Origin of the sequence: Rhodococcus opacus (assembly GCF_012396235.1) — a bacterium.
Classification (GTDB): domain Bacteria; phylum Actinomycetota; class Actinomycetes; order Mycobacteriales; family Mycobacteriaceae; genus Rhodococcus_F; species Rhodococcus_F opacus.
The window spans coordinates 196835-223722 of record NZ_JAAXPA010000007.1; the positions used below are offsets into that span (position 1 = coordinate 196835).

At 67.2% G+C, this 26888-nt stretch carries 26 protein-coding genes; 13 read left to right on the forward strand and 13 right to left on the reverse strand.

All coding sequences use genetic code 11. The features are described from left to right. Positions 1 to 70 precede the first annotated feature (70 nt). From HGB39_RS11745 to HGB39_RS11765, 5 genes are all read left to right on the forward strand, one after another. Positions 71 to 922 carry an SDR family oxidoreductase gene (locus HGB39_RS11745; protein ID WP_211281111.1) on the forward strand — a complete coding sequence of 284 codons (852 nt, stop codon included), beginning with the start codon at positions 71 to 73 and terminating at the stop codon, positions 920 to 922. Next, complete coding sequence (locus tag HGB39_RS11750) at positions 919 to 1647, forward strand: acetoacetate decarboxylase family protein (protein ID WP_064080031.1); 729 nt, start codon at positions 919 to 921, stop codon at positions 1645 to 1647. Before HGB39_RS11745 ends, HGB39_RS11750 begins: the two co-directional genes overlap by 4 nt. Positions 1648 to 1803: 156 nt before the next feature. Beyond that, a complete protein-coding gene (locus HGB39_RS11755; protein WP_005572079.1) occupies positions 1804 to 3837 on the forward strand; it encodes a neutral/alkaline ceramidase in 2034 nt (677 codons plus the stop codon). Positions 3838 to 3984: 147 nt separating this feature from the next. Continuing rightward, entirely contained in the window at positions 3985 to 4833 is an 849-nt protein-coding gene (locus HGB39_RS11760) for an ACT domain-containing protein (protein WP_005572080.1), read from the forward strand. 52 nt (positions 4834 to 4885) lie between these two features. Continuing rightward, positions 4886 to 5857: a YVTN family beta-propeller repeat protein gene (locus HGB39_RS11765; RefSeq protein ID WP_005572083.1), complete on the forward strand. Its 972-nt coding sequence runs from the start codon at positions 4886 to 4888 to the stop codon at positions 5855 to 5857. Between the two features lie 2 nt (positions 5858 to 5859). On the opposite strand, the gene HGB39_RS11770 is transcribed toward HGB39_RS11765, so the two are convergent. Next, positions 5860 to 7059, reverse strand: a complete 1200-nt coding sequence (locus HGB39_RS11770; RefSeq protein WP_005572084.1) for an MFS transporter — start codon at positions 7057 to 7059, stop codon at positions 5860 to 5862. Positions 7060 to 7214: 155 nt separating this feature from the next. Between HGB39_RS11770 and HGB39_RS11775 the strand changes: the two genes are divergently transcribed. Continuing rightward, complete coding sequence (locus tag HGB39_RS11775; protein WP_005254473.1) at positions 7215 to 7658, forward strand: MarR family winged helix-turn-helix transcriptional regulator; 444 nt, start codon at positions 7215 to 7217, stop codon at positions 7656 to 7658. A gap of 41 nt (positions 7659 to 7699) precedes the next feature. On the opposite strand, the gene thpD is transcribed toward HGB39_RS11775, so the two are convergent. From thpD to HGB39_RS11795, 4 genes are read right to left on the reverse strand one after another with little or no spacing between them, the layout of a single operon-like run. After that, the gene (gene thpD, locus HGB39_RS11780) at positions 7700 to 8614 is read right to left on the reverse strand and encodes an ectoine hydroxylase (protein WP_005572086.1); all 915 of its coding nucleotides are present in this window, start codon (positions 8612 to 8614) and stop codon (positions 7700 to 7702) included. Positions 8615 to 8651: 37 nt separating this feature from the next. Then, a complete protein-coding gene (locus HGB39_RS11785; RefSeq protein ID WP_005572088.1) occupies positions 8652 to 9329 on the reverse strand; it encodes a GntR family transcriptional regulator in 678 nt (225 codons plus the stop codon). Next, the gene (locus HGB39_RS11790) at positions 9316 to 10056 is read right to left on the reverse strand and encodes a maleate cis-trans isomerase family protein (protein WP_005254470.1); all 741 of its coding nucleotides are present in this window, start codon (positions 10054 to 10056) and stop codon (positions 9316 to 9318) included. Before HGB39_RS11790 ends, HGB39_RS11785 begins: the two co-directional genes overlap by 14 nt. 34 nt (positions 10057 to 10090) lie before the next feature. Then, the gene (locus HGB39_RS11795) at positions 10091 to 10831 is read right to left on the reverse strand and encodes a maleate cis-trans isomerase family protein (protein WP_037197713.1); all 741 of its coding nucleotides are present in this window, start codon (positions 10829 to 10831) and stop codon (positions 10091 to 10093) included. An 83-nt stretch (positions 10832 to 10914) separates the two neighbouring features. On the opposite strand from HGB39_RS11795, the gene HGB39_RS11800 reads away from it, so the two are divergent. The 4 genes from HGB39_RS11800 (at position 10915) to HGB39_RS11815 (ending at position 15272) form a co-directional block, all read left to right on the forward strand. After that, entirely contained in the window at positions 10915 to 11889 is a 975-nt protein-coding gene (locus tag HGB39_RS11800; protein WP_005572091.1) for a D-2-hydroxyacid dehydrogenase, read from the forward strand. A gap of 36 nt (positions 11890 to 11925) precedes the next feature. Then, complete coding sequence (locus HGB39_RS11805) at positions 11926 to 13296, forward strand: amidase (RefSeq protein ID WP_005572092.1); 1371 nt, start codon at positions 11926 to 11928, stop codon at positions 13294 to 13296. A 141-nt stretch (positions 13297 to 13437) separates the two neighbouring features. Further along, the gene (locus HGB39_RS11810; protein WP_005572093.1) at positions 13438 to 14928 is read left to right on the forward strand and encodes a protein kinase family protein; all 1491 of its coding nucleotides are present in this window, start codon (positions 13438 to 13440) and stop codon (positions 14926 to 14928) included. Next, complete coding sequence (locus tag HGB39_RS11815) at positions 14925 to 15272, forward strand: YidH family protein (RefSeq protein WP_005572094.1); 348 nt, start codon at positions 14925 to 14927, stop codon at positions 15270 to 15272. The genes HGB39_RS11810 and HGB39_RS11815 overlap by 4 nt, the downstream gene beginning before the upstream one ends. Here the strand turns inward: HGB39_RS11815 and HGB39_RS11820 are convergent. The 8 genes from HGB39_RS11820 to HGB39_RS11855 form a co-directional block, all read right to left on the reverse strand. Beyond that, entirely contained in the window at positions 15246 to 16148 is a 903-nt protein-coding gene (locus HGB39_RS11820; protein ID WP_052024060.1) for a formylglycine-generating enzyme family protein, read from the reverse strand. The genes HGB39_RS11815 and HGB39_RS11820 overlap by 27 nt on opposite strands. A gap of 75 nt (positions 16149 to 16223) precedes the next feature. Beyond that, a complete protein-coding gene (locus HGB39_RS11825) occupies positions 16224 to 17165 on the reverse strand; it encodes an HAD family hydrolase (protein WP_005572096.1) in 942 nt (313 codons plus the stop codon). Between the two features lie 5 nt (positions 17166 to 17170). Continuing rightward, positions 17171 to 18709: an arylsulfatase gene (locus HGB39_RS11830; protein ID WP_005572097.1), complete on the reverse strand. Its 1539-nt coding sequence runs from the start codon at positions 18707 to 18709 to the stop codon at positions 17171 to 17173. 108 nt (positions 18710 to 18817) lie between these two features. Then, a complete protein-coding gene (locus HGB39_RS11835) occupies positions 18818 to 19471 on the reverse strand; it encodes a hypothetical protein (RefSeq protein WP_005572098.1) in 654 nt (217 codons plus the stop codon). Positions 19472 to 19532: 61 nt separating this feature from the next. Next, positions 19533 to 21734, reverse strand: a complete 2202-nt coding sequence (gene treS, locus HGB39_RS11840) for a maltose alpha-D-glucosyltransferase (RefSeq protein ID WP_005254454.1) — start codon at positions 21732 to 21734, stop codon at positions 19533 to 19535. Between the two features lie 98 nt (positions 21735 to 21832). Continuing rightward, entirely contained in the window at positions 21833 to 22213 is a 381-nt protein-coding gene (locus HGB39_RS11845) for a DUF1937 family protein (RefSeq protein WP_005254453.1), read from the reverse strand. A gap of 46 nt (positions 22214 to 22259) precedes the next feature. Next, complete coding sequence (locus tag HGB39_RS11850; protein WP_005254451.1) at positions 22260 to 23048, reverse strand: alpha/beta fold hydrolase; 789 nt, start codon at positions 23046 to 23048, stop codon at positions 22260 to 22262. Position 23049: 1 nt separating this feature from the next. Then, positions 23050 to 23568, reverse strand: coding sequence for an RbsD/FucU domain-containing protein (locus tag HGB39_RS11855; protein WP_005572099.1), 519 nt, complete (start codon positions 23566 to 23568; stop codon positions 23050 to 23052). Positions 23569 to 23820: 252 nt separating this feature from the next. Here HGB39_RS11855 and HGB39_RS11860 point away from each other — a divergent pair, with 252 nt between their 5' ends. From HGB39_RS11860 to HGB39_RS11870, 3 genes are all read left to right on the forward strand, one after another. Further along, positions 23821 to 24579: an SDR family NAD(P)-dependent oxidoreductase gene (locus HGB39_RS11860; RefSeq protein WP_005572101.1), complete on the forward strand. Its 759-nt coding sequence runs from the start codon at positions 23821 to 23823 to the stop codon at positions 24577 to 24579. A 125-nt stretch (positions 24580 to 24704) separates the two neighbouring features. Further along, positions 24705 to 26342: a GMC family oxidoreductase gene (locus tag HGB39_RS11865; protein WP_054246093.1), complete on the forward strand. Its 1638-nt coding sequence runs from the start codon at positions 24705 to 24707 to the stop codon at positions 26340 to 26342. Then, positions 26339 to 26848: a hypothetical protein gene (locus HGB39_RS11870; protein WP_005562977.1), complete on the forward strand. Its 510-nt coding sequence runs from the start codon at positions 26339 to 26341 to the stop codon at positions 26846 to 26848. Before HGB39_RS11865 ends, HGB39_RS11870 begins: the two co-directional genes overlap by 4 nt. Positions 26849 to 26888: the final 40 nt, after the last annotated feature.

The following is a 26888-nucleotide window of genomic DNA, read 5'->3' on the forward strand; positions in this document are numbered from 1 at the left end:
TGGTATAGCGGCAAGTTTCACAGATCCTCGGCTCGAGAATTGACACGAGTTCTATTACCTGGAGGTGGACGTGGTTACCAACGACGGCAGCAGCGGGCTCGCGAAGACGTCCGTACTCGTCACCGGCGGCGGCAGTGGTATCGGACTGGGCGTCGCCACCGCCCTGGCGGCCGAGGGCGTCCACGTCACGATCTGCAGTCGCAGCGAAGAGAAACTGACGCGCGCAGCGGAGCAGATCACCGCCGACAATCCCGCGGGGACGGTCGACACGATCACCGCCGACGTCACGAACGAGGACGACGTCATCCGCGCGGTCGCCAGGGCGAGCGAGCGCACCGGGCAACTCGACGGCGTCGTCACGTGCGCAGGCGGGAACGAAACGGTGGGACCCGTGACCCAGCTGGACGTCGACGCGTGGCGGCGGACCGTGGACCTGAACCTCACCGGCACCATGCTGACGATCAAGCATTCCGCCCGGGCGCTCGTCGCCGGGGGCGGCGGTTCCATCGTCACCATCTCCTCGATCGCGAGCAGCAACACCCACCGCTGGTTCGGCGCATACGGTCCGTCCAAGGCGGGAGTCGACAACCTGACGCAACTCGCCGCCGACGAACTCGGGGCCAGCAACGTCCGCGTCAACTGCATCCGCCCCGGCCTGACCCGCACCGACCTCGTCGCGCTCATCACCGACGGCGGACCCGTCCTCGACGACTACATGGCCAACACCCCGATCGCACGGGTCGGCGAGGTCACCGACATCGCCGCGCTCGCCAAGTTCCTCCTCGGCCCCGACTCCACCTGGGTCACGGGGCAGATCATCAACGTCGACGGCGGCCAGATGTTGCGTCGCGGGCCCGACTTCACGTCGATGTTCGAGCCCATGTTCGGCGCCGACGGTCTGCGCGGGGTGGTCGCGCCGTGACGTCGCATCAGGTTCTCGGCAAGCAGGTCGACATGCCCGTGCAGATCCGGGCCGCGTCGGCGTTCATGGCGATGTATTCGGTGCCGACCGCCGCCGCCCAGTCGCTGATCGACTACTCCGGACTGGAGATCCTGCAGTTCCGGCCCGGACGCGGCATCTGCGTGCTCGTGTTCGTCGACTACGTGGACGGCGACCTCGGCCCGTACAACGAATTCGGGGTGGCGTTCCTCGTCCGCGACCATCGGGCCGACGGCACCTCGGTCCGCCGGGACCTGAAGGCGCTGGCCCAGGGTCGGGCGGGGGCTCTGATCCATCAACTGCCCGTCGACGGCGACTTCACCCTGGCCGCCGGTCGCGGCATCTGGGGCTTCCCGAAGGTCCTGGCCGATTTCGACGTCGACCACACCGGTTCCGTCAAGCGCGGTTCGGTGAGCCGGGAGGGCCGGCTGATCGCCCAGTTGAGCGTCAACCCGGGCATTGCGGTGCCGGGTTCGGGGGCCGGCACGTCGCTCGCCGCCTATTCGCACCTCGACGAACTCACCCGGTTCACCACCTGGGACATGAACCCGACCGGGGTCCGCTCCCGGCCCGGAGGCGCGGAGCTGAAACTGGGCAGCCACCCGATCGCGGACGAATTGCGGTCGCTGGGACTTCCGAAACGGGCACTCCTCACGTCCTCGATCCCCGAATTGAAGATGACGTTCGGGGACGCGCGGCCCGTCTGACCGCACGTGAGTGGCGAAGCGTGCCCGCGCACGCTTCGCCACTCACATGGGGGTTGCGCCGATTACCGAACTGGGGTCCAATACCGGCTACGGTTCTGGACGCTTGACCAATTCGTGGCACCCCCGGGGGGGCGGCCACCGAAAGGACGATCGGTAGTGCAGATCAGACGACGCAGCGTGCTTGCGGGGGCGGCCCTGACTCCGGCGTTCGCCGCGCTCGGTTCCGGGACGGCGGCCGCAGAACCCGCGACCGACGGCGACGGCGAATTCCTCGTCGGTGTCGGCATTTCCGACGCCACCGGGCCGGTCGCCGACGTCGGGATGATGGGGTACTCCAGTTTCGAGCAGCGCGCCGAGGGACTGCATCAGCGGACCCGTGCGCGGGCGTTCGTGTTCGCCGAGCCCGGCAGGCAGCGCGTGGTCTACGTGTGCGTCGACGTGTGCATGATCTTCCAGTCCGTGCACGACGCCGTACTCGCCCGGCTCGCGGAACTCCACGGCGACCTGCACACCGAGCGGAACGTCATGCTCACGGCGGTGCACTCCCACGCGGCGTGCGGCGGCGCGTCCCACGACTACGCCTACAACCTCGCCGTGCTCGGCCACAACCGTCAGGTGTTCGACGCCGAGGTCGGTGGCATCGTCGAGGCGATCACCGCCGCGCACGATTCCCTCGCCCCCGGTTCGGTGTCGTACGGCCGCAGCGAACTCACCGATGCCAGCGTCAACCGTTCGCGGTTCGCCTTCGACCGCAACCCCGCCGAGGACCGGGACTACTATCCCCTTGGCATCGACACGTCGATGCGGGTCCTGCGAATCACGCAGGGCGGCAGAGACGTCGGGGCGATCAACTGGTTCCCGACCCACGGCGCTTCGCTCACCGACACGAACCATCTGATCTCCGGTGACAACAAGGGCGCGGCCGCCTACTTCTGGGAGCACGACCACGAGGGTGTCCGTTACCTCGACGACCAGAAGCCGCATTTCGTCGCCGCGTTCCCGCAGACGAACACCGGCGACATGTCCCCCAACCTCGATCTCCGGCCCGGCCACGGTCCCACCGACGACGAGTTCGAGAACACCCGCATCATCGGGCAGCGGCAGGTCGCGGCAGCACGCACGGCGTGGGAGGCGGCGTCGGAGACCCTCACCGGCGGCGTGGACAGCCGAATCATGTACCTCGACATGGCCAATCAGGAGGTCGGCGGCGAATTCACCCCCGACGGCCGCACCTGCCGGACCTCCCCCGCGTGTGTCGGCGCCGCCATGAGCGCGGGCAGCACCGAGGACGGTCCCGCCATCCCGATCTTCCCGGAGGGCACCACCAATCCGCTCGTCGACGCACTCGGTGGGATGGACGCGCCGATCCCGCAGTGGCTGCAGGATGCGCAGGCCCCGAAACTCGTGCTGGTGGCCGTCGGTCTGCTGCCACCCGACGGGTGGGTTCCGCACGTGCTGAAAATCCAGATCCTCCGCATCGGCGGCGTGTACGTCGTGGGCGGCCCAGCGGAATTCACGATCGTGTCCGGGCTGCGGATCCGCCGCACCGTCGCCGACAGACTCGACGTCCCGCTGGAGAACGTGATCTTCCAGGGGTACGCCAACTCGTACGCGAGTTACTGCACCACCCCGCAGGAGTACGACGCGCAGCAGTACGAGGGCGGCTCGACCCTGTTCGGCCGATACACACTGCCCGCGTACCAGCAGGGATTCGCGGCGCTTGCGGACGCTTTGCGCACCGGTCGCGACGTTCCCCGCGGCCCGGCACCCCGCGACCTGTCGCAGTTCCAGCCCTACCTCGGTCCGGGCATCGACCGCGACGAACCGCCCGCAGGCCGCGTCTTCGGCGACGTGCTGACCCAGCCCGCCGCGAAAGCGTCGGCGGGCGAACAGATCGCGGCCGAGTTCGTCACCGGCCACCCCCGGAACGACCCGCGCCGACGTGGCACGTTCCTCGAGATCCAGCGCCGAGGCGGCGACTGGGTGCGTCACGCCGACGACGGCGACTGGTCCACCAAGTTCCGCTGGACGCGCACCGGGCCGAACCAGTCGGTCGCGCGCATCACGTGGGACGTCCCCGACGGAACCCCCGCCGGACGCTACCGTGTGCAGCACTTCGGCAACAGCCGCGACGCGGCAGGCACGATCACCGCGTTCACCGGGACGTCGAACGAATTCGAGGTCGGATAGCTCTCGACGTGCCCCCGCTCACAAGCTGCGCCCCGGTGTCTCGCCCACCACATCGACGTTGCACCCCAACGGATTTCACGATCATCCGTCACACCACCGACCGTGCGATGAAACTACTCGGCAATACTTCCGGACGACAGTGGGTGCATGAACGATGCCGCGAGAGAACCCGGAGTTCATGTCAACGCGTGCGAGGCGTGCGGTCGGCTTCCGCACCCCCGCCGTCTCCGCCTGGCGCTCGCGAAACTGTGCGCCGTCTTTCCCGTCGAACTAGTGCTCCATGCCTTGGTCATTCATTTCCACGTCTCCTATCTGATGACCGTCACGGTCCTGACCGTCAGCACCACCGTGTTGGTGATCTGGGTGGTGGAGCCGTCGGCGATGAGACTGCTCGGTGGCTGGCTGCACGGTCCGCCCGACGGCAGGCACGGCCATCTCTCGACCGGGCAGTCACTCTGGCGTATCCGTGCCCGGGTGAGCGACCAACCGGGACAGCTCGAGTCGCTGGCCCGCAACCTCGCGAAGCTGGATGCCAACATCCTGACCGTGCACGTCCATCACCTGGACGGCGGTTCGCTCGACGAGTTGATCGTCGGGGCGGGCCGGGAGACGTCACCGGAGGCGCTGTCGCATGCCGTCCGGGCCGGGGGCGGCCGCAGTGTGGGCATCTGGCCGGCGTCGGCGCTCGCGCTGATCGACGGCCAGACGAAGGCGCTGACGTTGGCATCGCGGGTGGCGGCCGATCCGTCCGAACTGCCCCTGTCGATCGCGGAGCTTCTCGGCGCCCAGTATGTCGATTCGCTCGTGAGCGACCATCCGGCCACGGCGGCGTCCGTCGCGATCCCGTCGGGTGAGGGTGAGCCGCTCGTCTTCGTGCGGCCGGTGGACGAGCCGTTCACTCCGGCCGAGATCGCGCGTGCTCGTCGCCTCAGCGAGTTGGCGCAGCGAACACGCGAGACCGCGAACTCGGGGGGACTCGCCGACCCTGCCACGTGATCTTGCGGACATCCCCGACGACGGCCTGGGTGCGAGAGACACTACGACGGTGATGTTCGCGCGCACTTCGACTGTCCTGACGATCGGCGTCGCCACGCTCGGCCTCCTGGCCACCACCGCCGGCGCGGCGCCGACGTACGCCGTCACCGCCACCGTTCCCGTCGGGCTGACGCCGATGCAGGTGGCGGTCGCACCCAACGGCGCCGTCACGTACGCCACGAACTCCGGGGCCAACAGCGTCTCCGTCATCGACACCGCAACGTACGCCGTCACCGCCACCGTCCCGGTGGGCGGCGGACCCACCGGGATCGCCGTCACCCCGAACGGTGCGCGGGTGTTCGTCGTGAACACCGCAGACCGGACGGTGTCCGTGATCGAGACCGCCACCAACACGGTGGCGGCCACGATCCCGGTCGGCGAATTCGCCTTGGCGGTCGCGGTATCCGCCGACGGGGCCCACGCCTACGTCACGAACGGCGTCGAGAGCACCGTCTCCGTGATCGACACCGCCACGAACACGATGACCGCCACGATCCCGGTCGGCGCCTTCCCCATCCAGCTCGCGGCCAACGGCACGCACGTGTACGTCACCAACTCCTCCGACAACACGGTGACGGTGATCGACACGGCCACGACGACCGTCGTCGATACGATTCCCGTCGCCTCCCACCCCAGTGCCGTGACGGCGACGAACGACCGGGCCTACGTGCGGAGCGGCGCGGAGATGTCGGTGATCGACGCCGCCACCAACACGGTGACCGCCACGTTCGGCGTCGACGGGATAATGGGCGGCGCCGCGGTGACCGGGGACGGAAACACGCTGTACGTCATCGACTCCGAGGGTGGGTCCGTCACGGTCTTCGATCCGGGCACCAACGCCGAGGTGACGTCGCTCGCCGTCGGCAGCAGCGCTGGTGGCGTCGCGGTCTCCGCCGACGGCACGAAGGCCTACGCCACCAGCCAGAACGACAACACGATCGCCACCATCACGCGCGCAGCGGGCGACGCGCCGCGGCCGCGCTGACGCTAGACCGACACCACCGCCGGACCCTCCTCCACCGGCTGATCTTTCGACCGACGGTCGAGGGCGGTGGCGAGGACGAGAACAGCGAGCGCCCCCACGGTCAGTGCGGCACCCATCCAGATCGGCGACGTGAAGCCGAGTCCCGCGGCGATGGTGATGCCGCCGAGCCACGCCCCGAGTGCATTGCCCACGTTGAAGGCGGCGATGTTTGCGCCGGACGCCATCGTCGGCGCCTGTGCCGCGTAGTTCATGATCCGCATCTGCAGCCCGGGGACGGTCGCGAAACCGAAGGCGCCCATGAAGAACAGGGCCATGATCGTCATCGGCTTGCTCCCCGCGGTGAGCGCGAACACGACGAGCACGACGGTGAGCACGGCGAGGATCGTGATCAGCGTGCGGGTGAGTGCCTTGTCGGCGGCCCGGCCACCGAGGACGTTGCCGACGAACAGACCGCCGCCGAAGAGCACGAGGAGCCACGGGACGCTGGTCGACGCGAATCCGCCGACCTCGGTGAGGGTGAACGCGATGTACGTGAACGCACCGAACATGCCGCCGAATCCGAGGATGGTGACGGCGATCGAGAACCACACCTGCGGAGACCGGAAGGCCTGCAGTTCGGTGCGCAGACCGCCGGATTCCGGTGCGTCCGCCGGACGGGACACGGACGGCACCAGCGTTGCGATGCCGATCAGCGCCACGACGCCGATGACGGTGATGGCCCAGAACGTGGAGCGCCAGCCGAACTGCTGGCCGAGGAAGGTGCCGAACGGGACGCCGAGAACGTTGGCGATGGTCAGTCCCGCGAACATCGTCGCGATCGCGCCTGCCCGCTTGCTCGCGGGCACGAGGTCGGCGGCGAGGACCGAGCCGATGCCGAAGAACGCGCCGTGGCACAGGGCTGCGAGGACGCGTCCGCCCATCATGACCTCGTACGTCGGGGCCAGCGCCGACAGGAGATTGCCGCCGATGAACAGCACCATCAGCGCCTGGAGTACGCGTTTGCGGTCGAAGCGGGTGACGGCTGCGGTGATGACGATCGCCCCGATGGCGACGGAGAGGGCGTAGCCGGAGATGAGGTAGCCGGCCACCGACTCGCTCACCTGGAAATCGGCCGACACCTCCGGCAGCAATCCCATGATGACGAATTCGGTGAGACCGATCCCGAAGCCGCCCATTGCGAGGGCGAGCAGACCCAGTGGCATCGCAGCCACTCCTTTCGTACAGACTGGGAGATAAGAGCGCTAGCTCGAATACCGCGTCTGCATTAGTTGCAGGCGCGCCATAAATAGTTGCACACGCCCGCTATGTGCGCAAGCTGGTATTCTGACCTTGCAGTCGTATCCACAGGAGGTGGCCCATGGCAGTCGCTGACGACGCCGTCGAGATCCGGTCGCAGGGATGGCGCACGCTCGCGGCCCTGCACGGGCTGCTCGAGGCGGAGCTCGAGCGCGCCCTACAGCGCGGGCACGATCTCTCGGTGGTCGAGTACACGGTGCTCGACGCACTCAGCCGTCAGGACGGCTGGCACATGCGCATGGCGCAACTCGCCCGCGCGGCGGCGCTGAGCAGCAGCGCCACCACCCGGCTGGTGAACCGTCTGGAGAACCGCGGACTGCTCACCCGCATTCTGTGCGACGACGACCGTCGCGGCATCTACACCGAGCTCACACCCGCGGGCCGGGCCGCACTGGACGAGGCGCGCCCCACCCACGACGCCACGCTGGAAGCGGCGCTCGATCGGGCCGCCGACATTCCCGAGCTCGCCCACCTCGCCCGGGCACTGCACGAGTTCCCCGCATAGGTGAGTGGCAAGGCGTGCCGGAGCACTCCTTGCCACTCACGTCAGGACAGAGGGGTGAAGTCGCGTGACGCGATGTACTCCGGCCGCGGACGCGCCGCGGCGAACGGCTCGACGAGGGTGTTCTCGACACTGTTGAACACGAGGAACAGGTTCGACCGCGGGTAGGGCGTGATGTTGTTGCCCGACCCGTGCATGACGTTCGAGTCGAACCACAGCGCGGTGCCTGCGGCACCGGTGAACTGGTCGATCCCGAACTCCGCCGCCATCCGCGTCACGTCCTCGCGACGCGGAACCCCGACCTCCTGCGCGACGAGGGACGACGTGTAGTTGTCGTCGGGGGTGGCGCCGACGCACTGGACGAACTGCTTGTGCGAACCGGGCATCACCATCAACGACCCGTTGAACGGGTAGTTCTCGGTGAGCGTGATCGAGCAGCTGACGGCGCGCGGGACGGGAAGACCGTCCTCGGCGTGCCAGGTCTCGAAATCCGAGTGCCAGTAGAAGCCGGTGCCCTTGAAACCGGGCATCGAGTTGATCCGGCTCTGATGGATGTAGACGTCGGAGCCGAGGAGTTGCCGCGCGCGGTCGAGAATCCTGCTGTCGCGGATCAGCGCGGCGACCGCGTCGCTGCGCCGGTGCACGTCGAAGACCGAACGAACCTCGTCGGTGCCGCGTTCGGTGATGACGCGCCCGCTGTCGCGCATCGCCGGGTCCCGGGACAGCCGGTCGAGTTCCTCCCGGCACGACATCACGTCGCCCGCGTTCAGTAAGTTGTCGATGATCGTGAAGCCGCGCGACTCGTGTCCGGCAAGTGCCGACGAATCGAACGGCCCGTCGGCGGGTCTGCCCCACACTGCGGGTTCGCTCCGTGGGAGCATGGACGGCTCGGCGTCGATCCGAGTCGGGTAGCGATCGTGGCGGTTGGTGTGTCCCTGAACCTCGGCTACCTGGGTCATTGTCCCTCCTCGGCACTTACCCTCTACTTGACTGTCGCTACGACGACAGGGTCTTCTGGTCGGCGCGGAGCCGCTGGACGGCGTCGTCCAGGTGTTCGGCGAGCAGTTTCTGCACCTCTCCAGCTGTACCCGATCGGATCGCCTCGCGCAGGGTCGCGTGTTCCTGCGCCTGCTCGCGGATGTCGTCGTAGGTGGTCTGCAACGCACCCAGGCACATCCGGGTCTCGATCAGCAGTGTCCGCGCCGCCCGAATGAGCCGGGGGCTCTCCGAACTCTCCACCAGGATCTGATGGAACTGCTGGTCGGCGTCCGAGACGGCGGCGGCGTCGCCGCGCTCGGCCGCGGCCTGCATCACGAGCACGGTGGGTTCGAGCGCCAGGTACGTGGCTTCCCGGCGGCCGTCGTCGAGAATCATTTCGAGCGCCCCGCGCTCGATGACCGAGCGGCTGCGGTACACGTCGACGACGTCGTCGAGGGTCAGCTCCGTCACGAAGATCCCGCGATGACGGATGCTGTGCAGTATGCCCTCGGACACGAGCCTCTGCATGGCTTCGCGCAGGGGTCCGCGCGAGACCTGGAAATGCGCGGCCAGTTCCGCCTCGCCCAGCTGTGCACCGGGTTCGAGCGCCCCCTTCATGATGGCGATCCGCAGGCGGTCCGCGATGAATTCGGCAGTCGATTGACGACTGACGGGTTCCAGGTCAGTCAGAGCCATGACTGTGGCCTTTCTCGAACAAGGTTCCTAACGACGGGTTCACCGCCGTGTGGCCCGCAAGACGCAGGCCTTCCCAGATGGTCACCTGGTTTGCCGTGAGGACCGGCTTGCCGAGGCGCTGCTCGAGAGTACTCAGCGCACCCAGCGTCCTCATGGCCGTGTCGGGGATGAGCAGGGCTTCGGCGTCCGGGTGGTCGTTCTCCACCGCGAGTTCCACCACGGATTCCGGGCTGAGCAGACCGACCTCGGCCGCGGTGTCGATTCCCGCACTCGACATCGACAGCACCTCGATGCCGGCGGCGGCGAGGAACTCGACGAACAGCTTCGCGACGTCCTCCGGGTAGCTGGCGGCCACCGCGACGCGGGTGATCCCCAGCGCGTGCAGGGCGTGGACGAACGCGAAACTGGTGCTGGACGTGGGTACACCGGTGGCCGCGGCGAGCGTCTCGGCCTGCTGCTTCGCCCCGTCGGGGCCGTAGACGAAGCTGCCCGAGGTGCACGCCCACACGACGGCGTCCGGCTTCTCCTCGGCGAGGAGCGCGGCCCCGCCTGCGAGCTTCTCCGGGCTCCCGAGGTCGAGCAGTTCGGGCACGGCGTGCAGGTCGGTGCCATAGATGTGCACGACCGGCAGATCCACTCCGAGCATCTCCGCGGCGAAGGGGTAGTCGTCCTCGGCGGCGTGATCGGGGTAGATGAATCCCACTGTGGGGGTCGGCGTGCTCGTCATGCGTTCTCCTCTTTCCGAGTCGTGAGGGGTGATGTCAGAAGACGTTGCGGAGCCACTTGCCGGGGCCCGTCATGGGGAGCTTCATCCGGCCGAGACAGGCCCAGATCGTGAGTTGGTTGGCGGTGAGGACCGGTTTGCCGAGTTCCTGCTCGAGCGGGGCGATGACGTCGTAGGTCGGCAGATTCGTACAGCTGACGAAGATCGCCTCCGACCTGGGGTCGTCCGCGGCGATGATCCGCTCGGCGATCGTGCGGTAGTTGACCTTCCAGATGCCGCCGCCGAGCCCGAGGTGATCGGAGCGAACCACCTCGGTGCCCGCCTCGTGCAGGAACGCATGCAGCCGTTCGGTCAGGGGGGCGTCGTAAGGCGTGATCACCGACAGCCTGCTCAGCTCGAGGTGTTCGATCGCCTCGACCAGCGCGCCGGACGTGGTGATCGCGTGCTGGGCGCCTGCCTCGCAGATCGCGTCGCACAGGGTTCGCTCGTATTCGAGCCCCTTGATGAAGCTTCCCGACGTGCACAGATAGGCCACGACCTCGGGCTCGACGTGCAGGACGTCGCGCGTCGCCGCCATGAGGTGTCTTCGCTCGGACACGAGTTCGGCCATCTCCAGACTGACGGGCACGGGTTCGTACGGCGTGCGCGCCAGGTGGAGGCTCACCTCGAGGGGAGCCCATCGCCACAGTTCTCGTTCGAGCGCCAGGTCGAACGGGGCGATGATGCCGATTCCCCGTTGCGCGATAGGCCCCTCGAATTCGGGAATGTTCAGTTCCAACACCAGGCCTCACCTTCGTTTCGGCCGCGCCCGAGCATTTTCAGATTGTTGACAATCATACGAGTTACTCATACGGTGTCAACGTGAGTCGGAACCCGATCGTCGCGGTGCTACATGCCCACGTCCTGCCGAGCGACGAACTCATGGCACCCGTCGCGGCCCGTGCCGAAGTTCGCTACACCGGCAAGGCGGGGCTGAGCGATGCCCTCGACGGCGCCGACGTGCTGTTCCTCTACGACTTCCTCACCGACGCGGTGCCCGGAGCCTGGCACGCCGCCGGCTCCCTGCAGTGGCTGCACATCGCCGCGGCCGGCGTCGATCCCGTCATGTTCCCCGAGGCCCGCGACAGCGACGTCACGATCACCAACTCACGGGGCGTGTTCGACGGGGCGATCGCCGAGTACGTGCTCGCCCACGTCCTCTCGTTCGCGAAGGACCTGCCGGGCTCGCTCCGCCTGCAGCAGTCCCACACCTGGCAGCACCGGGAATCCGAGCGGATCGCGGGCCGTACCGCCCTGATCGTCGGCACCGGTCCCATCGGCCGCGCGATCGCCCGGCTTCTCCGCGCGGCGGGGATGAAGGTCAGCGGATCCGGTCGCACCGCAAACAACGCCGATCCCGACTTCGGGTCGGTCACCGCAACGGAAGATCTCCCGAAGCAGCTCGCCGTCGCCGACTACGTGATCGCGGTGGCACCGCTCACCGAGCAGACCCGCCACCTGTTCCGCGACTCGACGTTCGCCGCGATGAAGCCGGGCGCCCGGTTCGTCAACGTCGGACGCGGTGAGCTCGTCCGCACCGACGACCTCGTCGCCGCGCTCCGGGCGGGGACGATCGCGGGCGCCGCGCTCGACGTGTTCGACACGGAACCGCTCCCCGCCGGCCATCCACTCTGGGACATGCCGAACGTCTCGATCACACCCCACAATTCGGGCGACTTCGCCGGCTGGCGAGATGACCTCGTTACCGTGTTCACCGACAATTTCGAACGCTGGGTTACGGGGTACCCGCTCGAGAACGTAGTTGACAAGCACCTCGGGTACGTACCGAGCCGATGAAGACAGGGCCCGAACGTCCAGGCTGAAGGAGTTCTCATGAATCCCACCGACATGACCGCCGTCGAACTGGTCACGGCCTACTCGTCCGGAGAACTTTCGCCGGTGGAAGCGACGCAGGCGATGCTCGACGCCATCACCGAACGCGACCGCACCATCAATTCCTACTGCCTCGTCGACGAGGAGCGGGCGCTCGCGCAGGCCCGGAAGTCCGAGGAGCGCTGGAACACCGGCTACTCCAAGGGACTGCTCGACGGCGTTCCGATCTCGATCAAGGACATCTTCCTCACCGACGGCTGGCCGACACTCCGGGGTTCACAGGCCGTCGACGAGGACCAGCCGTGGAACGTCGACAGTCCCGTGGCCGCCCGGCTCCGCGAGGACGGCATGGTGTTCCTCGGCAAGACCACGACCCCCGAGATCGCCTGGAAGGCCGTGACCGACAGCGCCTTGTGCGGGATCACCCGCAACCCTGCCGACCCGACCAAGACGGCCGGTGGATCTTCGGGCGGCAGCGCCGCCGCGGTCGCGGCGGGTCTCGGTCCCTGCTCCGTCGGCACAGACGGCGGCGGCAGTGTGCGCATCCCCGCCTCGTTCTGCGGCGTCGTCGGGTTCAAACCCACCCACGGTCGCATCCCCCTGTTCCCGGCGAGCCCGTTCGGACCGCTGGCGCATGCCGGCCCCCTCACCCGCACGGTCGAGGATGCGGCACTGCTGATGGACATCCTGTCGCTGCCGGACCCGCGCGACCCGACATCGCTCGCCCCGTTCCCGACCACCTTCCGCGGCGAGATCGGCCGCGACGTGGTCGGACTCGGCGTCGCGTACTCCCCCACGCTCGGCTATGTGACCGTCGATCCGGAGGTCCGGGCGATCGTCGACCGAGCCGTGCAGGCCCTCGACGCCGCGGGTCTGCCGGTCACCGCCGCCGACCCCGGCTTCAGCGATCCGATCGAGGCCTTCGAGCTGCTGTGGGCGGCCGGGGCCGCAGCCATGTTGAAGAACTTCCCGGAGGGTGCGCGCGACAAGGTCGACCCGGGGCTCGGCAAGATCTGGGAGCGGGGCGAGAAGTTCAGCGCGGTCGACTATCTCGACGCTCGCGCGGTCGCCGCGGACATCGGCATCATGATGGGCAAATTCCACCTGACGCACAACGTCCTGCTCACACCCACCGTCCCGATTCCGGCTTTCGAGGCAGGTTTCGACGTCCCGCCGGGCAGCGACTTCACCAGCTGGCCGCAGTGGACCCCGTTCACCTACCCGTTCAACCTGACGCAGCAGCCGGCGATCAGCATCCCGGTAGGCCGCACCGCTGCGGGTCTGCCGGTGGGTCTGCAGATCATCGGCCCCCGTCACTCGGACGACCTCGTACTCGCGGTCGCGCGATATGCGGAGCACGTCCTCGGCTAGGTCGACCGAAAAGCACACGTTTCGCGCCGCATCCGAGGATGATCAGCACTAGGCCCGGTGCGGCGCGAACGTCTGCCCTGCTGCCCGGGTGAGAGTTGCCCGACAGGGATTTTCGGGGTCGGGGAGAGCCCGGGAGGGTAGATGACAGCGACGCCGGTGTCCGGGGTCCCGCCGCATTCGCCGCAGGACCCGGATCCGCTCGCCCCGGGCATGCTCGTCGCCACCCGATACCGCCTCCTCGGCCGGTTCGCCGGCCCCGACTGGGTGCAGTGGTGGCACGCGCACGACACCGAACTGCGCCGGGACGTCTCGCTCAGCCTCGTCGACTCGGCGCACGTCCGCGCCACCGATACGCTCCCGGATCCGGTGGTGCGGTTCTGCCGGAACACCACCGGAACCAGCTTCAGCCACGAGGGGCGGATCGCGCAGGTCTACGACATCGCGGCGGTCGGTAACCGGATCGCCGTGGTCGCGGAATGGACGCCCGGGTGGCGTGTCGCGGATGTCGCGCGCACGGTTCCGCGGCCGTTGGATGCCGCTCGTACCGTGCGGGACCTCGCCGCCGCGACTGCAGACGCACACCATTTCGGTGCCCGCATCTCACTCGATCATCCCAACCGGGTGCGGATCTCCCGGGAAGGACTCGCGGTCCTCGCCTTCCCTGCCACTCTCGCCGACGGCAGCGCGGCCGACGACGTCGCGGGACTCGGGGCGCTGCTGTACGCCCTGTTGCTCGGCACGTGGCCGCTGTCCTCGTCCGGCGCGACCCTGGCAGCCGGATTGCCCCCGGCCGGCAGGCGTGGCGACGGTTCCGTCGTCCCGCCGCATCGTGTGCGGCCCGCGATTCCACGACGTCTGTCCGACGTGGCCATGAATGCCCTCGCTCGACGGCCCGGGATGGCCACCGCGCAGGCGGTCGTCGACGCCCTGGACCGCATCTTGGCGGACGCGCGGGCTCGCTCGGCATCCGCATTCGCTGCCACCACGAAGAGAGCCCGCCCGGCACCCGCCAACCGGGCCCCCCGGCCGAACGCGCCACTTCCCGCGTTGAGCGGCGCACTCGCCCTGGTCGTCGCGCTCGGCGCCGCCGGGTGGGCGGCGGGCGCCACATTCACCTCGTCGGACGCTCCCCCGGCCGCCGTCGCAGACAGCATGCTCAGCCAGATCGCACCGGTTTCGGACCCCCTTCAGATACCGCTCACCCCGTCGTCCGCGGCCGTCTACTCCCCCCTGCGCTTCCCCGACAACGGTGCCACTGCCTCCCTCGCCGTCGACGCGAACCCCGCGACATCCTGGGCGACCGACCGCTACCCGCAGCAACTGTCGGCGACGAAGCGAGGAGTGGGTCTGATCGTGTCGTTTCCCGGGCCCGTCGATCTGAGGACCGTCTTGATCGACTCCCCGACACCGGGCACCACAGTCGAGATCCGGACCGTGCCCGTCGCGTGGGCGACCATCGATCGCACCCAGGTGATCGGCGCCGCCACGCTCGGCGACGGGGTCACCCAGATCGTGGCCCGGACGCCCGCACCCACCGACCGCGTCCTGGTCTGGATCTCGGGACTGTCCGGCGGCGAGTCCGGGTACCAGTCGCGCCTGTCGGAGATCGGCTTCCTGGGTAGCGGCGCATGAGCCGCAACATCTTCGGCCCCACGCAGCCGAACGAGGGAAGCACCGCGCGCGACCATCTGGCGAACGAGCGAACCTACCTCGCCTGGCATCGCACCGGTATCAGTGTCGCCGCGCTCGGTGTGGCGGTGGCGAAATTCGCGCCGAATCGCGGCGGTCACGCCGTGGCTGCCGGATTCATCCTGATCGCCGCGGGGCTGCTGGTATCCGCCTACGGCACCGTCCGCTACCGGGTCATCAGCCGGCAGCTCGAATCCGGGGAGTTTGCGCCGGCAACGTTCGCCGCCGTCGTCACGTCCAGCGTCGTCACAGTGCTCGCGCTACTCGCTGTGGTGGTCCTGATCTGATCCGGGTAAGGCCGTGACGCAGCGGAATCCGATGTGGCTCATCCCGGTGTCGACCATCTGCGGCCGCCGTGCAGCGGGCCGGTACCGCCGGCAGTAGCTGTCGGCGCACAGGAACGATCCGCCCTTGATCACCCGCCGGGGCACCCGGAACTGGGGTTGGCAGGGGTCGAAGCTCTCCGACATGCCGGGACCACGCGGATTGCGTGGCGCGCAGCACGACTCTGCTGTGTCGGCGTGGCGATCCGAGTACCAGTCGGCGGTCCATTCCCACACGTTTCCCGCCATGTCGAACAGACCGTATTCGTTGGGCGGATAGCTACCGACGGCGGTCGTGGTGCCGTACCCGGGGTCCGCGCGCCACGGGAACTCCCCGTGCCAGTAGTTCGCCAGCGGAGGGGATTCGCTCTCGGGGGCGTCACCCCAGGTGAATTCGGCGTGGTCGAGTCCGCCGCGCGCTGCGGCCTCCCATTGCGCCTCGGTGGGCAGGGACCGCCCCGCCCACTGCGCGTACGCTGCCGCATCCTCGTGGGCGACGTGGACGACGGGATGCTGTTCGCGGCCGGTGATCGTCGACGCGGGTCCCGTGGGGTGGCGCCAGGATGCGCCAACAGTCCAGGTCCACCACTGACTGAGGTGACGGAGATCGACCGGGCCCCGAGTGGGGGTGAACACCATCGATCCCGGTTGCAGGTTCTCGGCGGGAGCGCCGGGGAAGTCGGCGGGGTCCAGCGGCCGCTCCGCGACGGTCACATAACCGGTGTCTCGGACGAACGCGGCGTACTGCGCGGTGGTGACCTGGTGGGCCTCGATGGCGAAGGCGTCGATCGCGACTCGATGCGCCGGACTTTCTTCCGGATAGTGCCGATCCGAGCCCATCGTGAAAGTGTGAGCGGGGATGTGCCGGACTTCGGAGACGGTCTGGGTATCCAACACGCCTTCCCTTCTGCCTGATCAGGTGACGGCCGGCGAGAAGATGCTCGTCCAATCGTTCTTCATGCTTACCACGGTCCAGTTCTTTCCTCGTGCGTGTTCGAGGGCCTGCTCCGCGCCGGCGACATAGTCGAATTCGCGATCGGCGTCGTCGTGCAGGATCAGCACCCGAAGCGCCGGGCGGTCGGGTAGCCCGGAGAACGCGAGCATCGGCAGGTCACCGTTGGAGTTGCCGACCGACAGGATCGGCCGTCGCCCGATCCGGCTCCAGATTCGGACCGGTTTCTCCGGCCCGTCGTCGAAGAAGTCCATCGCGGCCTTGTAGAGCAGGTCGCTCGTGTCCGCCCCTTCACGGTAGGAGAGGCCGAGGGCACTGCCGATGACGCGTTCCGGCGGAATCCCGTAGAGGCGTCCGGCGACCGGGCGCATGAAGTCCCGGTCACCACCGGACGCGATGTAGATCGTGAATCCGTTCGCCTCGAGATAGCGCAACAGTTCGACCATCGGCGCGTATCCGCAGCCGGAATACGGGCGGCCGAGCGTCGGGTGGTCCGCGTCGTCGAAGAAGGACCGGACCCGCGCGTCGTAATTCTCGACGGTGATCGAATCGAACGCCTCGGTGACTGCACCCATCAACAGTTTCAGGTCGCCGTCGTCGCCCCGATAGTGCTTGACCATCGCCGCACCGAGCCACTGAAGGTCGTGCTCGTGGGCCGCCTTCCACGGTTGCGTCTGCTGCAGGTCGGAGTCACCCGCGGCCATCTCGGCGAAGCGCCGGATGGTGAAGTCGAGCTGGATGGGCATCGGCTTCTCGCACCAGAGTGTGCCGTCGTTGTCGAATACGGCCACCCGGTCCGCGGGCTCGACGAAGTCCGGTCCCCGTGTCGTCACCCGCCCGACGAAGTCCTCGATCGCGGACCGCGTCGACCCGTCCGCCCAGGAACCACCCAGCCCGGCCCCCACGTCGCTCAGTCCTTCGCCAGGAACGCGTGCAGCTTCGCCACCGCGTGGTCGATCGTGAAGCTCGCCGGCTCCTGCCTCGGGGGGAACTCCTTGAACGTCTCGAGGAATTGACTCGTGATGAATGTCCCGTAGATGGCGATGTAGTCGTGGTCGAGGAACCAGTCCCAGTAGGTGTTCGACGTGATGTCGGCACGCTCGAACGGGTCGGTGCGCAGGTTGAACAGTTTCGGCAACCGCAGTTGGGTGAACGGCTCCGCCCACAGCCCGAGGGTGCCCTGCGCCCGCTGCTCCATGAACACGATCTTCCAATTGTCGAAACGGATGCCCAGCACGTCGCAGTCGTCGGAGAAGTACACCATTCCCCGGCGCGGGGACGTCTCGACCTCACCGGTGAGGTACGGGAGCAGGTTGTAGCCGTCGATGTGCACCTTGAACGTCTTCTCGCCGATCGTGTGCCCGGTCTTCAGTTGCTCCACGACCTCGGGTGCACCCGCGGCGGCGAGGAAAGTGGGAAGCCAATCATGGTGCTGAACGATCTCGTTGGACACCACGCCGGCTGGGATCTTGCCCGGCCAGCGAATCACCTCGGGGACGCGGAACGCGCCCTCCCAGTTGGTGTCCTTCTCACTGCGGAACGGGGTGGTCGCGCCGTCCGGCCAGGTGTTCGCGTGGGGACCGTTGTCGGTGCTGTAGATGACGATGGTGTTCTCGGCGAGACCCAGCTCGTCGACCGCGTCGAGAAGTTGGCCGACGTGCTTGTCGTGATCGATCATGGTGTCGTGGTACGGCGACTGCCAGTGCCCGGCCTGGCCGACGCTTTCCGGCTTCGTGTGAGTCCGCAGGTGCATGTGCGTCGTGTTCATCCACACGAAGAACGGTGTCTCCGCTTCCTTCTGCCGCGTGATGAAGTCGATTGCCGCGGAGACCGTCTCGTCGTCGATGGTCTCCATCCGCTTCTTGCTCAGCGGACCGGTGTCCTCGATGCGCTGCTTCCGGACCGGGCCGTACCGCGGATCGACCTCACCCGCGTCCTCCTCGGTGGCGAAGCAGTGCAGGACACCGCGCGGCATCATCACCTCGTGCAGTTTGGGATAGTCCTGTGCGCTCGGGTAGTCGGGGAGCTCCGGTTCTTCCTCGGCGTTCAGGTGATAGAGGTTGCCGAAGAACTCGTCGAACCCGTGAGCGGTCGGCAGATACTTGTTCAGATCGCCGAGATGGTTCTTCCCGAACTGTCCGGTGGCGTATCCGAGGGGCTTGAGGAGTTCGGCGATGGTGGGGTCGTCGGGCGACAATCCGACGTCGACTCCCGGGATTCCGACCTTGCTCATGCCGGTGCGATACACGCTCTGCCCCGTGATGAACGACGCGCGACCGGCCGTGCAACTCTGCTCACCGTAGGAGTCGGTGAACTTCATGCCCTCGTCGGCGAGACGGTCGATGTTCGGCGTCCGGTACCCCATCAGTCCGTCGCTGTAGCAGCTGAGATTGGTGATACCGATGTCGTCGCCCCAAATGACCAGGATGTTGGGTTTCGCGTCCGTCATCTGTCTCTCCTCGCATCATCGGGGGAATCGCAGTCCTGACGTTGCTCGCGGTGCGCCCGCGACACATCACCCGCACCGGGTGAGAACCTCGTGTCCGAGTACCGGCCGTCAGTCCGGGGGGATCGACGGCGGTCGATCCACGGCGAGGATGTACACGCTGATCACCGTCACCCACGCCGGGAAGACCAACGTCACCCAGAGACTGAAACTCACGACCACCAGCAGGGTGAGTGACAGCAGGTAGGTGCTGACAGCCAGCCATCGCGGCATCAGTCCGGTGCGCAGCCAGATGGTTCCCAGCGAAATCATGAACACCCCGGCCATGCGAACCCCGTAGACGTTGTTCACATGCAACATCACTTCGCGCCCGAAGAAGACGAGGTCGTTCTGCGGAACACCGGAGAGCCGGGACACGGCGAGGAGTCCGCCTGCGATTGCCGTCGACACGAACGTCATGGCGAGAAACAGCAACCCACTGCCGAGGAAGACGGTCGAGAAGAATCGGTCTTCGAGGTCCCCGAGCCGGTCGCGGATGACACCGATGAACCACAGGAACGCGATGCCCGCGAAGGGTGCGAGTATCAGGGCTGCCGTGATCTGCCGTTGGTGGTGTAACCACGGGGTCGCGGCTGCGCCGGGCAGCGCGCTACGCAGCAGAACGATGCTGGAGGCGAACAGGACACCGAAGACGACACCGGCGACGGCCGCGGCCCGTGGAGTCCGTAGCTGGTGGAACTCGGCGTCGCTCTGAGTGCGGGCCATGAGATCAGTCTTCGCCGAGGTCGAGCCCCAGGGCAACAGGGAGCCCGAATCGTACCCGGATTCAGCCCGCGTCGTCCGCCCTGCCCGGCCGCACGACGACAGGAACTCCCTCATAGGGCGCGAGGGAGATCGGGAAGCTGTGGAGTTCGTCGACGGTGCCGATCTGTTCGTCGGTGAACAGGTTGACCGCAGGCGATCCGGCCGGCAGGAACTGGGACTGCACGGTCGCGGCGATCTCCTCGGACGTGAAGTTGAGAACCGTGACTTCGAGACTCGAGTCCGCCAGTTCGTGGACCATGACGAGCAGCCCCTTGTGCGACACGGTGGGCACGTCGAGCTGAACCGCGGTGGCGATGCCGAACCGGTTTCGGATGTCGATGATGCGGGCGAGACCGCGAGCGAAGGACGCCGGATCCTGCAGTTGCACCGGCAGACTCCCGTACAGGCTGGTGCCCCGGGGGATGCCCGACTCCGACCGGGCCGCTTCGGGATTGACCCCCATCAGGTCGTGCGCGCCGCGGTTGATCCAGCGGGTGTCCCCTTCGGCGAGAAGGTCGGCGACCTCCTCGGACGGCACGGGAAGCAGCCCGCACAGATCCCAGCCCGACAGGGCGAAGACACCGGGCTGGAGCGCGTTGAACATCGCCAGGAGCAGATGCGCCTGCTTGACCGTGTCGATGTCGGCGGCATCCATCCTGTCGAGGTCGCGGATGCCGAGCGCAGCGGTGATGACGCTGGCGGTCGTGCAGGCGATCCCGTTGGTCGTGAACGTGCGGTTGTACGGGGCCCAGCGCCCGGTGAGCCGCTCGCACAGATCCTTACGGATGCGATCACCGAGATCGGACCCTGTGACCGACTCACCGCCGTACGCGAACTCGTCGTCCTTGTGCAGCGTCGCGAAGTGGACCAGCTCGAACGTCAGCTCGTCGTGATTCTGCAGCGCATGGACGAGCGACGCGGCGTCCACACCGTGATCGCGGGCGAGGTTCATGGTGAGCCGGAGAAATTCGGTGTTCCCCATGACGAGGGCGTGATGGTAGGCGGGGCGATTGATGAAGTCGTAGGACAGGTCGGCTCCGGTGGTGCCCATCGCCTTGATGTCGTCGATGGTGAGGTTCAGTTCCTGGAACGTGAATCCCCCCATCTTCCGCACGATGCTGGCGATGAGGTGGTTTGCCGCCTCCGACAGTGGATGCCCTTCCGACCAGCCGGGCAGTCCTTCGGTCCGGCGTTCGACCCCGAGGAATCCGTTGGCGTCCAGTCGAAGAGCGCCCGCACCGAGGTCCGCGATGGAGTGGCAGGCGTCCCCGATGACGAGGCGCATGCCCGCGAACGACGGATCCAGCCAATTGATGGAGGGCTGCCCGGCCTTGAAATAGTGCAGGTACACCCACCTGCGCTCGATGCCGTCCACCCCCTTCACGACGGGGGTGACACTCCAGTTGGTTTCCTTGACACCGAGTTCGTAGAAGATGACGCGCTGGAGTTGACCGATGATGTACCCGGCCCGGGCGAGTTGCGCCTCGGTGTCGGCGTCGATGTTGACCGAGTCCCGGCCTTCCGGCACGCGGGGAAGCAGGTGCCAATCCTGTTGTTCGATCTCCACCATGTGATAGATGCCGGGGTAGTCGGCGTACGCCATCTCGGCGAGCCGGAAGTCGGCGCCCTTGCCGGTGTGACCGGGGACGATGTCGTCGATGACAATGCCGTCGTATGCTGCGGCGACGACGCAGAGCTTGCGGAACTCCTCTTCGGTCCCGAAGGCCGAGTCGATCTGCATGCTGATGCGATCGAAATGGCCGTCCACCGACGGCGTGGCCCGCCACCCGTTGATCCCGCCTGCCTGCTTCACCGGCCCCGTGTGGACGGCCGTCACCCCGATCTCGGAGAACGCCTGCCACAGGGACTCGTCGCCGAGCGAACTCAGGAAACTCGCGCCCGGTGCCGTGATGATCGAAATCGGGTACGCCGTGAACCACACCGATCCCCGCTCCACCGCGGCGCGCGGATTCGGGTCGGCATACGGGTTCTGCCACATGCTGCCCTTGCCGGACAGCTGCTCCGCGATCAACTTCGCATCGTGCAGGATCGACTGATTGATCAGCCACTCCACATAATTCGGGTTGTCCGGCACGGGCTCACCCGTCTGCGCATCGACCCTGGTCGCACGGCGGACCGACGGTTTCAACGGCCGCGGGCGCGCCGGGTAGAACTGCTCGTCGTAGCTGATCTCGCTGGGCTCGTGATGGATCTCGGGGTTCATGGTCCTCCGTCGTCATCTCGTCTGCTCCGCCGCACCGGTCGGCTACCCGTCCACCGTCCCACGGAAACGACCGCCTGGCATGCGGAGTTGGATGACTGTCAGCGGACCGCGGAACTTTCGGGTGCGACGAACTCGGCGGAGGCCTCGGACCACAGGCTCACCCGCCTGTCCCGGCTCTCGAAGAACTCGATCTCGCGTCTGATGCCGGAACTCCGATCCCATCCGGGGAGGTCGAGGATGATCAATTCCTCCATCGCGTCCATGAACACCCGGTCGACGGGTCCCCACATCGTGCCGATCGCTGTGTTGTCCTTTCCGGTGAAAGTCAGGTTGACGGGATGAGACATCGACACCTGACTGAACACCGCATGGCCGGATTCGACGATGTATCCCGCTACTTCGTTGCTGGCGAGAAACCGCTCGTGTGTCACCGCCGGATCGGCATGGCTGTAGGGGCAGGCCAGAAAGATCTTTCTCATGGGTTCCTCGTGATTCGTGGGGCGGAGGCCCCGGTACAGGGTGTGCTCATCGAGAACCCGCCGGGAGTGGATGCACGGTCCGGCACCATCCCGAGAGCGCCTCGATCATCAGCGACGCGACCGCCCGGTGGGCGACGTCGTTCGGAATGTCGTGGTAGCCGCCGGGGATGACGACGCTCTGTCCGTGCTGCAGTTCTCGCGCGAACTCGGCGGCGCGGTCGGGCGTTGCGAAGGCGTCGAATTCGCCGTTGACCAACAGGATCGGCATGGTCACCGCGGGCAGACACGCCCGCACTTTTCCTCCGGCCACGGTGAGCGCCTGCCAGAGGTTCGGTTCGGCGGGAGCCGTGTCGAAGCCGAGCGGATCGTTCTCGAGTGCGTCGAGGTACGACCGGTCCTTCGCCATGACGAGGTCCGTCCGGCCCTGCGCCTCACGCGGCAGACCCCACAGGGGCGCTCCCGTCATGATCAATCCGGTGCGCAGGGACGGTGTGCGAACCGAGAGGAGGGCGCCGGTCAGTGCGCCGAGCGAGTGGCCCAGGACGACCACCGGCAGGTCGGGCCCGTCGCCGGCCATGATGTCGACGAGAACTCCTGCATTGGAGGCGAGTTCGTCCACCGAGGGGAAGAACCCTGCCGGTCCGCCGGTGTGACCGTGACCGAGGTGATCGGGCGCCCACACGTCCAGACCGGCCGAGTTCAGCTGCCCCGCGAGCCGGTGATAGTGACCGGAGTGTTCACCGAATCCGTGCAGGAGCAGGATCCGTGCCCAGGGTTGCGAAGCTTCCCAATGCCGGTAGTAGACCTTGTTCCTGACACCGTCGAAGAAGGGCATGTCAGATCTCCGGACTTCCCGGATCGGTCGACGGCGGTGCGGTCGGCAGGTCCTCGAACCAGGTCGGGGACGTGAGCCAGTTCAGCGGAATCGGCGGGCTCGGGTAGCCCGCGACGAGAACGACGTTGCCGTGCACCGAGTAGTCGCCGGTCTGGACGAAGACCTTCACCCGGTCGCGGAGGTTGTAGAACTCGGGTAGGTACCGCAGTTCGTGGACGTTTTCCTCCCCTACCAGTGCCGAGACGAACTTCCGGGCTTCGGGGTTGGCGGTCACCATGTCCTCGGTGACGATGGCTGCTTCGAAATCCCCCACCTCGCACAGCACCGACAGCAGATCCCCGACCGAAGGCAATCCCGGTGCGATGCCGAGATCGATCGTCTCGACCTGCGGCGACAGTGGAACGAGGCTCGCCGAAGACGTGCCGCTTCCCGCGTCCGCGACGTAGATCATCTCGCCGTGCCGGAGCTGGCTCACGACGGCGGCCAGGCGTTCGTGCAGCAATCGGGTTTTTGGTGCCATGGGATTCGTCCTTCGATCGAGTGCGTGAGGTGTGCGGCGCAGCGCACCGGGCACAGAATGTGCTCTGGTCGACAATCGACTAGAAATCTAAGACGCTCCCGCCCGGAGGTCAAGCGCTGGACGAATCCAGATCCAACTCTTGACCGATCGTCCGGAGAGGGAGCACACTTGCCTGGTCGATTGTCGACAAAGAGTCAATCGCTTCCGCGTCTACGCGCTTCCACATCCACATGACCCTCGAGGGAGAACACCATGGGCCAGCTGCTGCAGGGTAAGACAGTCATCGTTACGGGCGCAGGCGGAGGAATCGGCCTCGCCACGGCGTTGCATCTCCACGACGAGGGGGCACAGGTGGTCGCCACCGTGCACTCCGAGTCCAGCCTTCCCCAGCTGAAGGTCGACGACGATCGCCTGATCGGCCGCGTCGTCGATGTCACCGAAGAAGAGCAAGTCAAGGACCTTGTCGACTTCACGGTGGCGAGGTTCGGCAAGCTCGACGGCATCGTCAACAATGCCGGCATCCTGAAGCCCGGCACCATTCTGGATGCGTCGGTCGAGGACTTCCAGAAGACGTTCGACGTCAATGTGAAGGGCGTGTTCCTGGGGTCGAAGTACGCGATTCCCGAGCTGCTGAAGGTGGGCGGCGGGTCGATCGTCAACTTCGGTTCCATCAACTCGATCGGCGCCGAGAAACTGCTGACGACGTACACGGCGAGCAAGGGCGCCGTGCTCACGTTGACCAAGGCCATCGCCCTGGACTTCGGCGCGCAGGGCGTCCGCGCCAACACCCTCTGCCCGGGCTTCGTCGACACCCCGCTGAACGTGCCGCACTACACGGCACTCGGCGGCCGCGAGGAACTCGAGGCCGGGCTCCCCGACTTCCAGCCGATCGGCCGCGCCATCCTTCCCCTCGAGATCGCACACTCCGTCGCCTTCCTGCTGTCGGACCACTCCACCGCCATCACCGGAACGGCATTCGTCGTCGACGGCGGCGTTCTCGCCGGGGCCTGATCACCCACTCTTGCGGTGGGAGCCCTGCCGCCTCGGGCTCCCACCGCAATCCCATTTGACAGCCGACGTGACTCCCATCACCATTGACGCAATGTCGACAATTAGACGAAATGAGGTCGACCCCGATGACTTCCACTGACTCCGATGTCACCCAGCACGACGTTGTCGACGTGTTGGTGATCGGCGCGGGTCCGTCCGGCGCGGTGGTCACGCACACTGCTGCCACGGCGGGACTGAGCACCCTCTGCCTCGAGCAGGGTGACTGGGTCAACCCCAGCGACTTCCCCGCCAACCACCCCGAGTGGGAACTGCTCATCCAGCACGACTGGGCGCACGATCCGAATGTCCGTGCCCTGCCGTCCGACTACCCGGTCGACGTGACGGAATCCGACATGTGGCCCGTGATGTTCAACGCCGTCGGGGGAAGTTCCATCTTCTACGGCGCCGAATGGCCGCGGCTGCTGCCCTCGGACTTCCGGGTCAAGACGCTCGACGGCGTCGCGGACGACTGGCCGATCAGTTACGACGACCTCAAGCCGTACCACGACGAGGTCGACGAATTCATCGGCGTCTCCGGACTCGACGGCGACACCGCCTACCCCGAGGGTCTCGAATACCCGTTGCCGCCACACCCGTTGGGCAAGCCCGGCATGAAGGCGGCCGAAGCCGCGAACAAGCTCGGCTGGCACTGGTGGCCGGGCACCAACGCGATTCCCAGCCAGAAGAACAAGACACTCGAGCAGTGCGGTCGCTGGGGCGTCTGCGAATGGGGCTGTCCGCAGGGCGCGAAGGCCTCGTTCGACTTGATCTACATGCCGCAGGCGCAGCAGGCCGGCGCCCGCGTGGAGACCGGTGCGCGTGTCCGCCGGATCGTCACCGGCGACGACGGCCGCGCGGCAGGCGCCGAATGGGTGGACCGCACCGGCGCCGTCCATTTCCAGCCGGCCCGGGCAGTGATCGTCTGCGCGAACGGCATCGGAACACCGCGACTCCTGCTGCTGTCGGCCGACGAGAAGCATCCGGACGGCCTGGCGAATTCCTCGGGCCAGGTGGGCCGGAACCTCATGCTGCATCCCAACTGCACCGCCGTCGGGTACTACGAGGACAACCTCGAGAGCTGGCGCGGCCCGGCCGGGCAGCTCATTCACTCCATGCAGTTCTACGACACGGACACCTCCCGCGGATTCGTCCGCGGCGCCAAGCTGCACGCCCTCCCGACTCCGGGACCGCTGAACACGATCGAGACCCACCGGCAACTCGATTTCGACGACCTGTGGGGACCGGCCATCCACGATGTCGCGCGCGCGGCGTCCAACGGAATCCTGTGGGCGGCCAACGTGGAGGATCTGCCCGAGGAACACAACCGGGTCACCCTCTCCACCGAGGAGTTCGATGCCGACGGCCTGCCGGCACCGAAGGTCGAGTACCGCGTCAGCGAGAACACCCGCAAGATCCTGAAGTACACCGTCGACCGCATGGTCGAACTCCACGAGGCTGCGGGCGCGAAGCAGATCTTCACGCAGGAATTGTGGGTCGACCAGCCAGGGCACCTCCTCGGAACGGCCCGGATGGGCGACGACCCGGCGACGTCCGTGGTCGATTCGCACGGCCGGGCCCACGATGTCGACAACCTCTACATCGCGGACGGCAGCATCTTCGTCACGTCCGGCTCCGCCAACCCCACCTGCACGATCAGCGCGCTCGCCCTGCGGGTGGGCAAGAAGGTCGTCGAAGACGTCAGCGCACGGAAGGCATCGGAATGAGCACCACATCCCTCGACCTGCAGTCGGCGCCGAAACGGCGGCTGTCGGTACCGGGCAGGCACACGGCACCGCCGCGGCCGCTCACGGACTCCGAACTGACCACGCTGCTGCGGATCGCGGACTGTCTGATCCCCGCGTCCGGTGAGAATCCCGCCGCCAGCGAGGCCGACGAGTACCTCCGCTACCTGAATCTGGCGCTGGCCGCCCGGGCCGATGTCTTCGACGCGGTCCTCTCCGCGGTCGACGAGGCAGCCGGTCTGCACGGTGACGACCTGCGCGCGGAGCTCGAGCGGATGTGGGCCGAAGACAAGTTCACGTTCGATCCGCTGTCCTCGATCCTCGCCGGCGCCTACTTCATGACCCCCCAGGTCAAAGCGCTGATCGGGTACCCCGGGCAGCACCGGGACGCCGCCGGATTCGAGGACGCGGCCAACGAACTGGAAACCGGGATACTCGATCCGGTGCTCGAACGGGGCCACTTCTACGTGTCCGCGAACGGCGAGTAGCCGGCTCGGACGCTCCCCCGCTCCGCACTGGTGATCTATT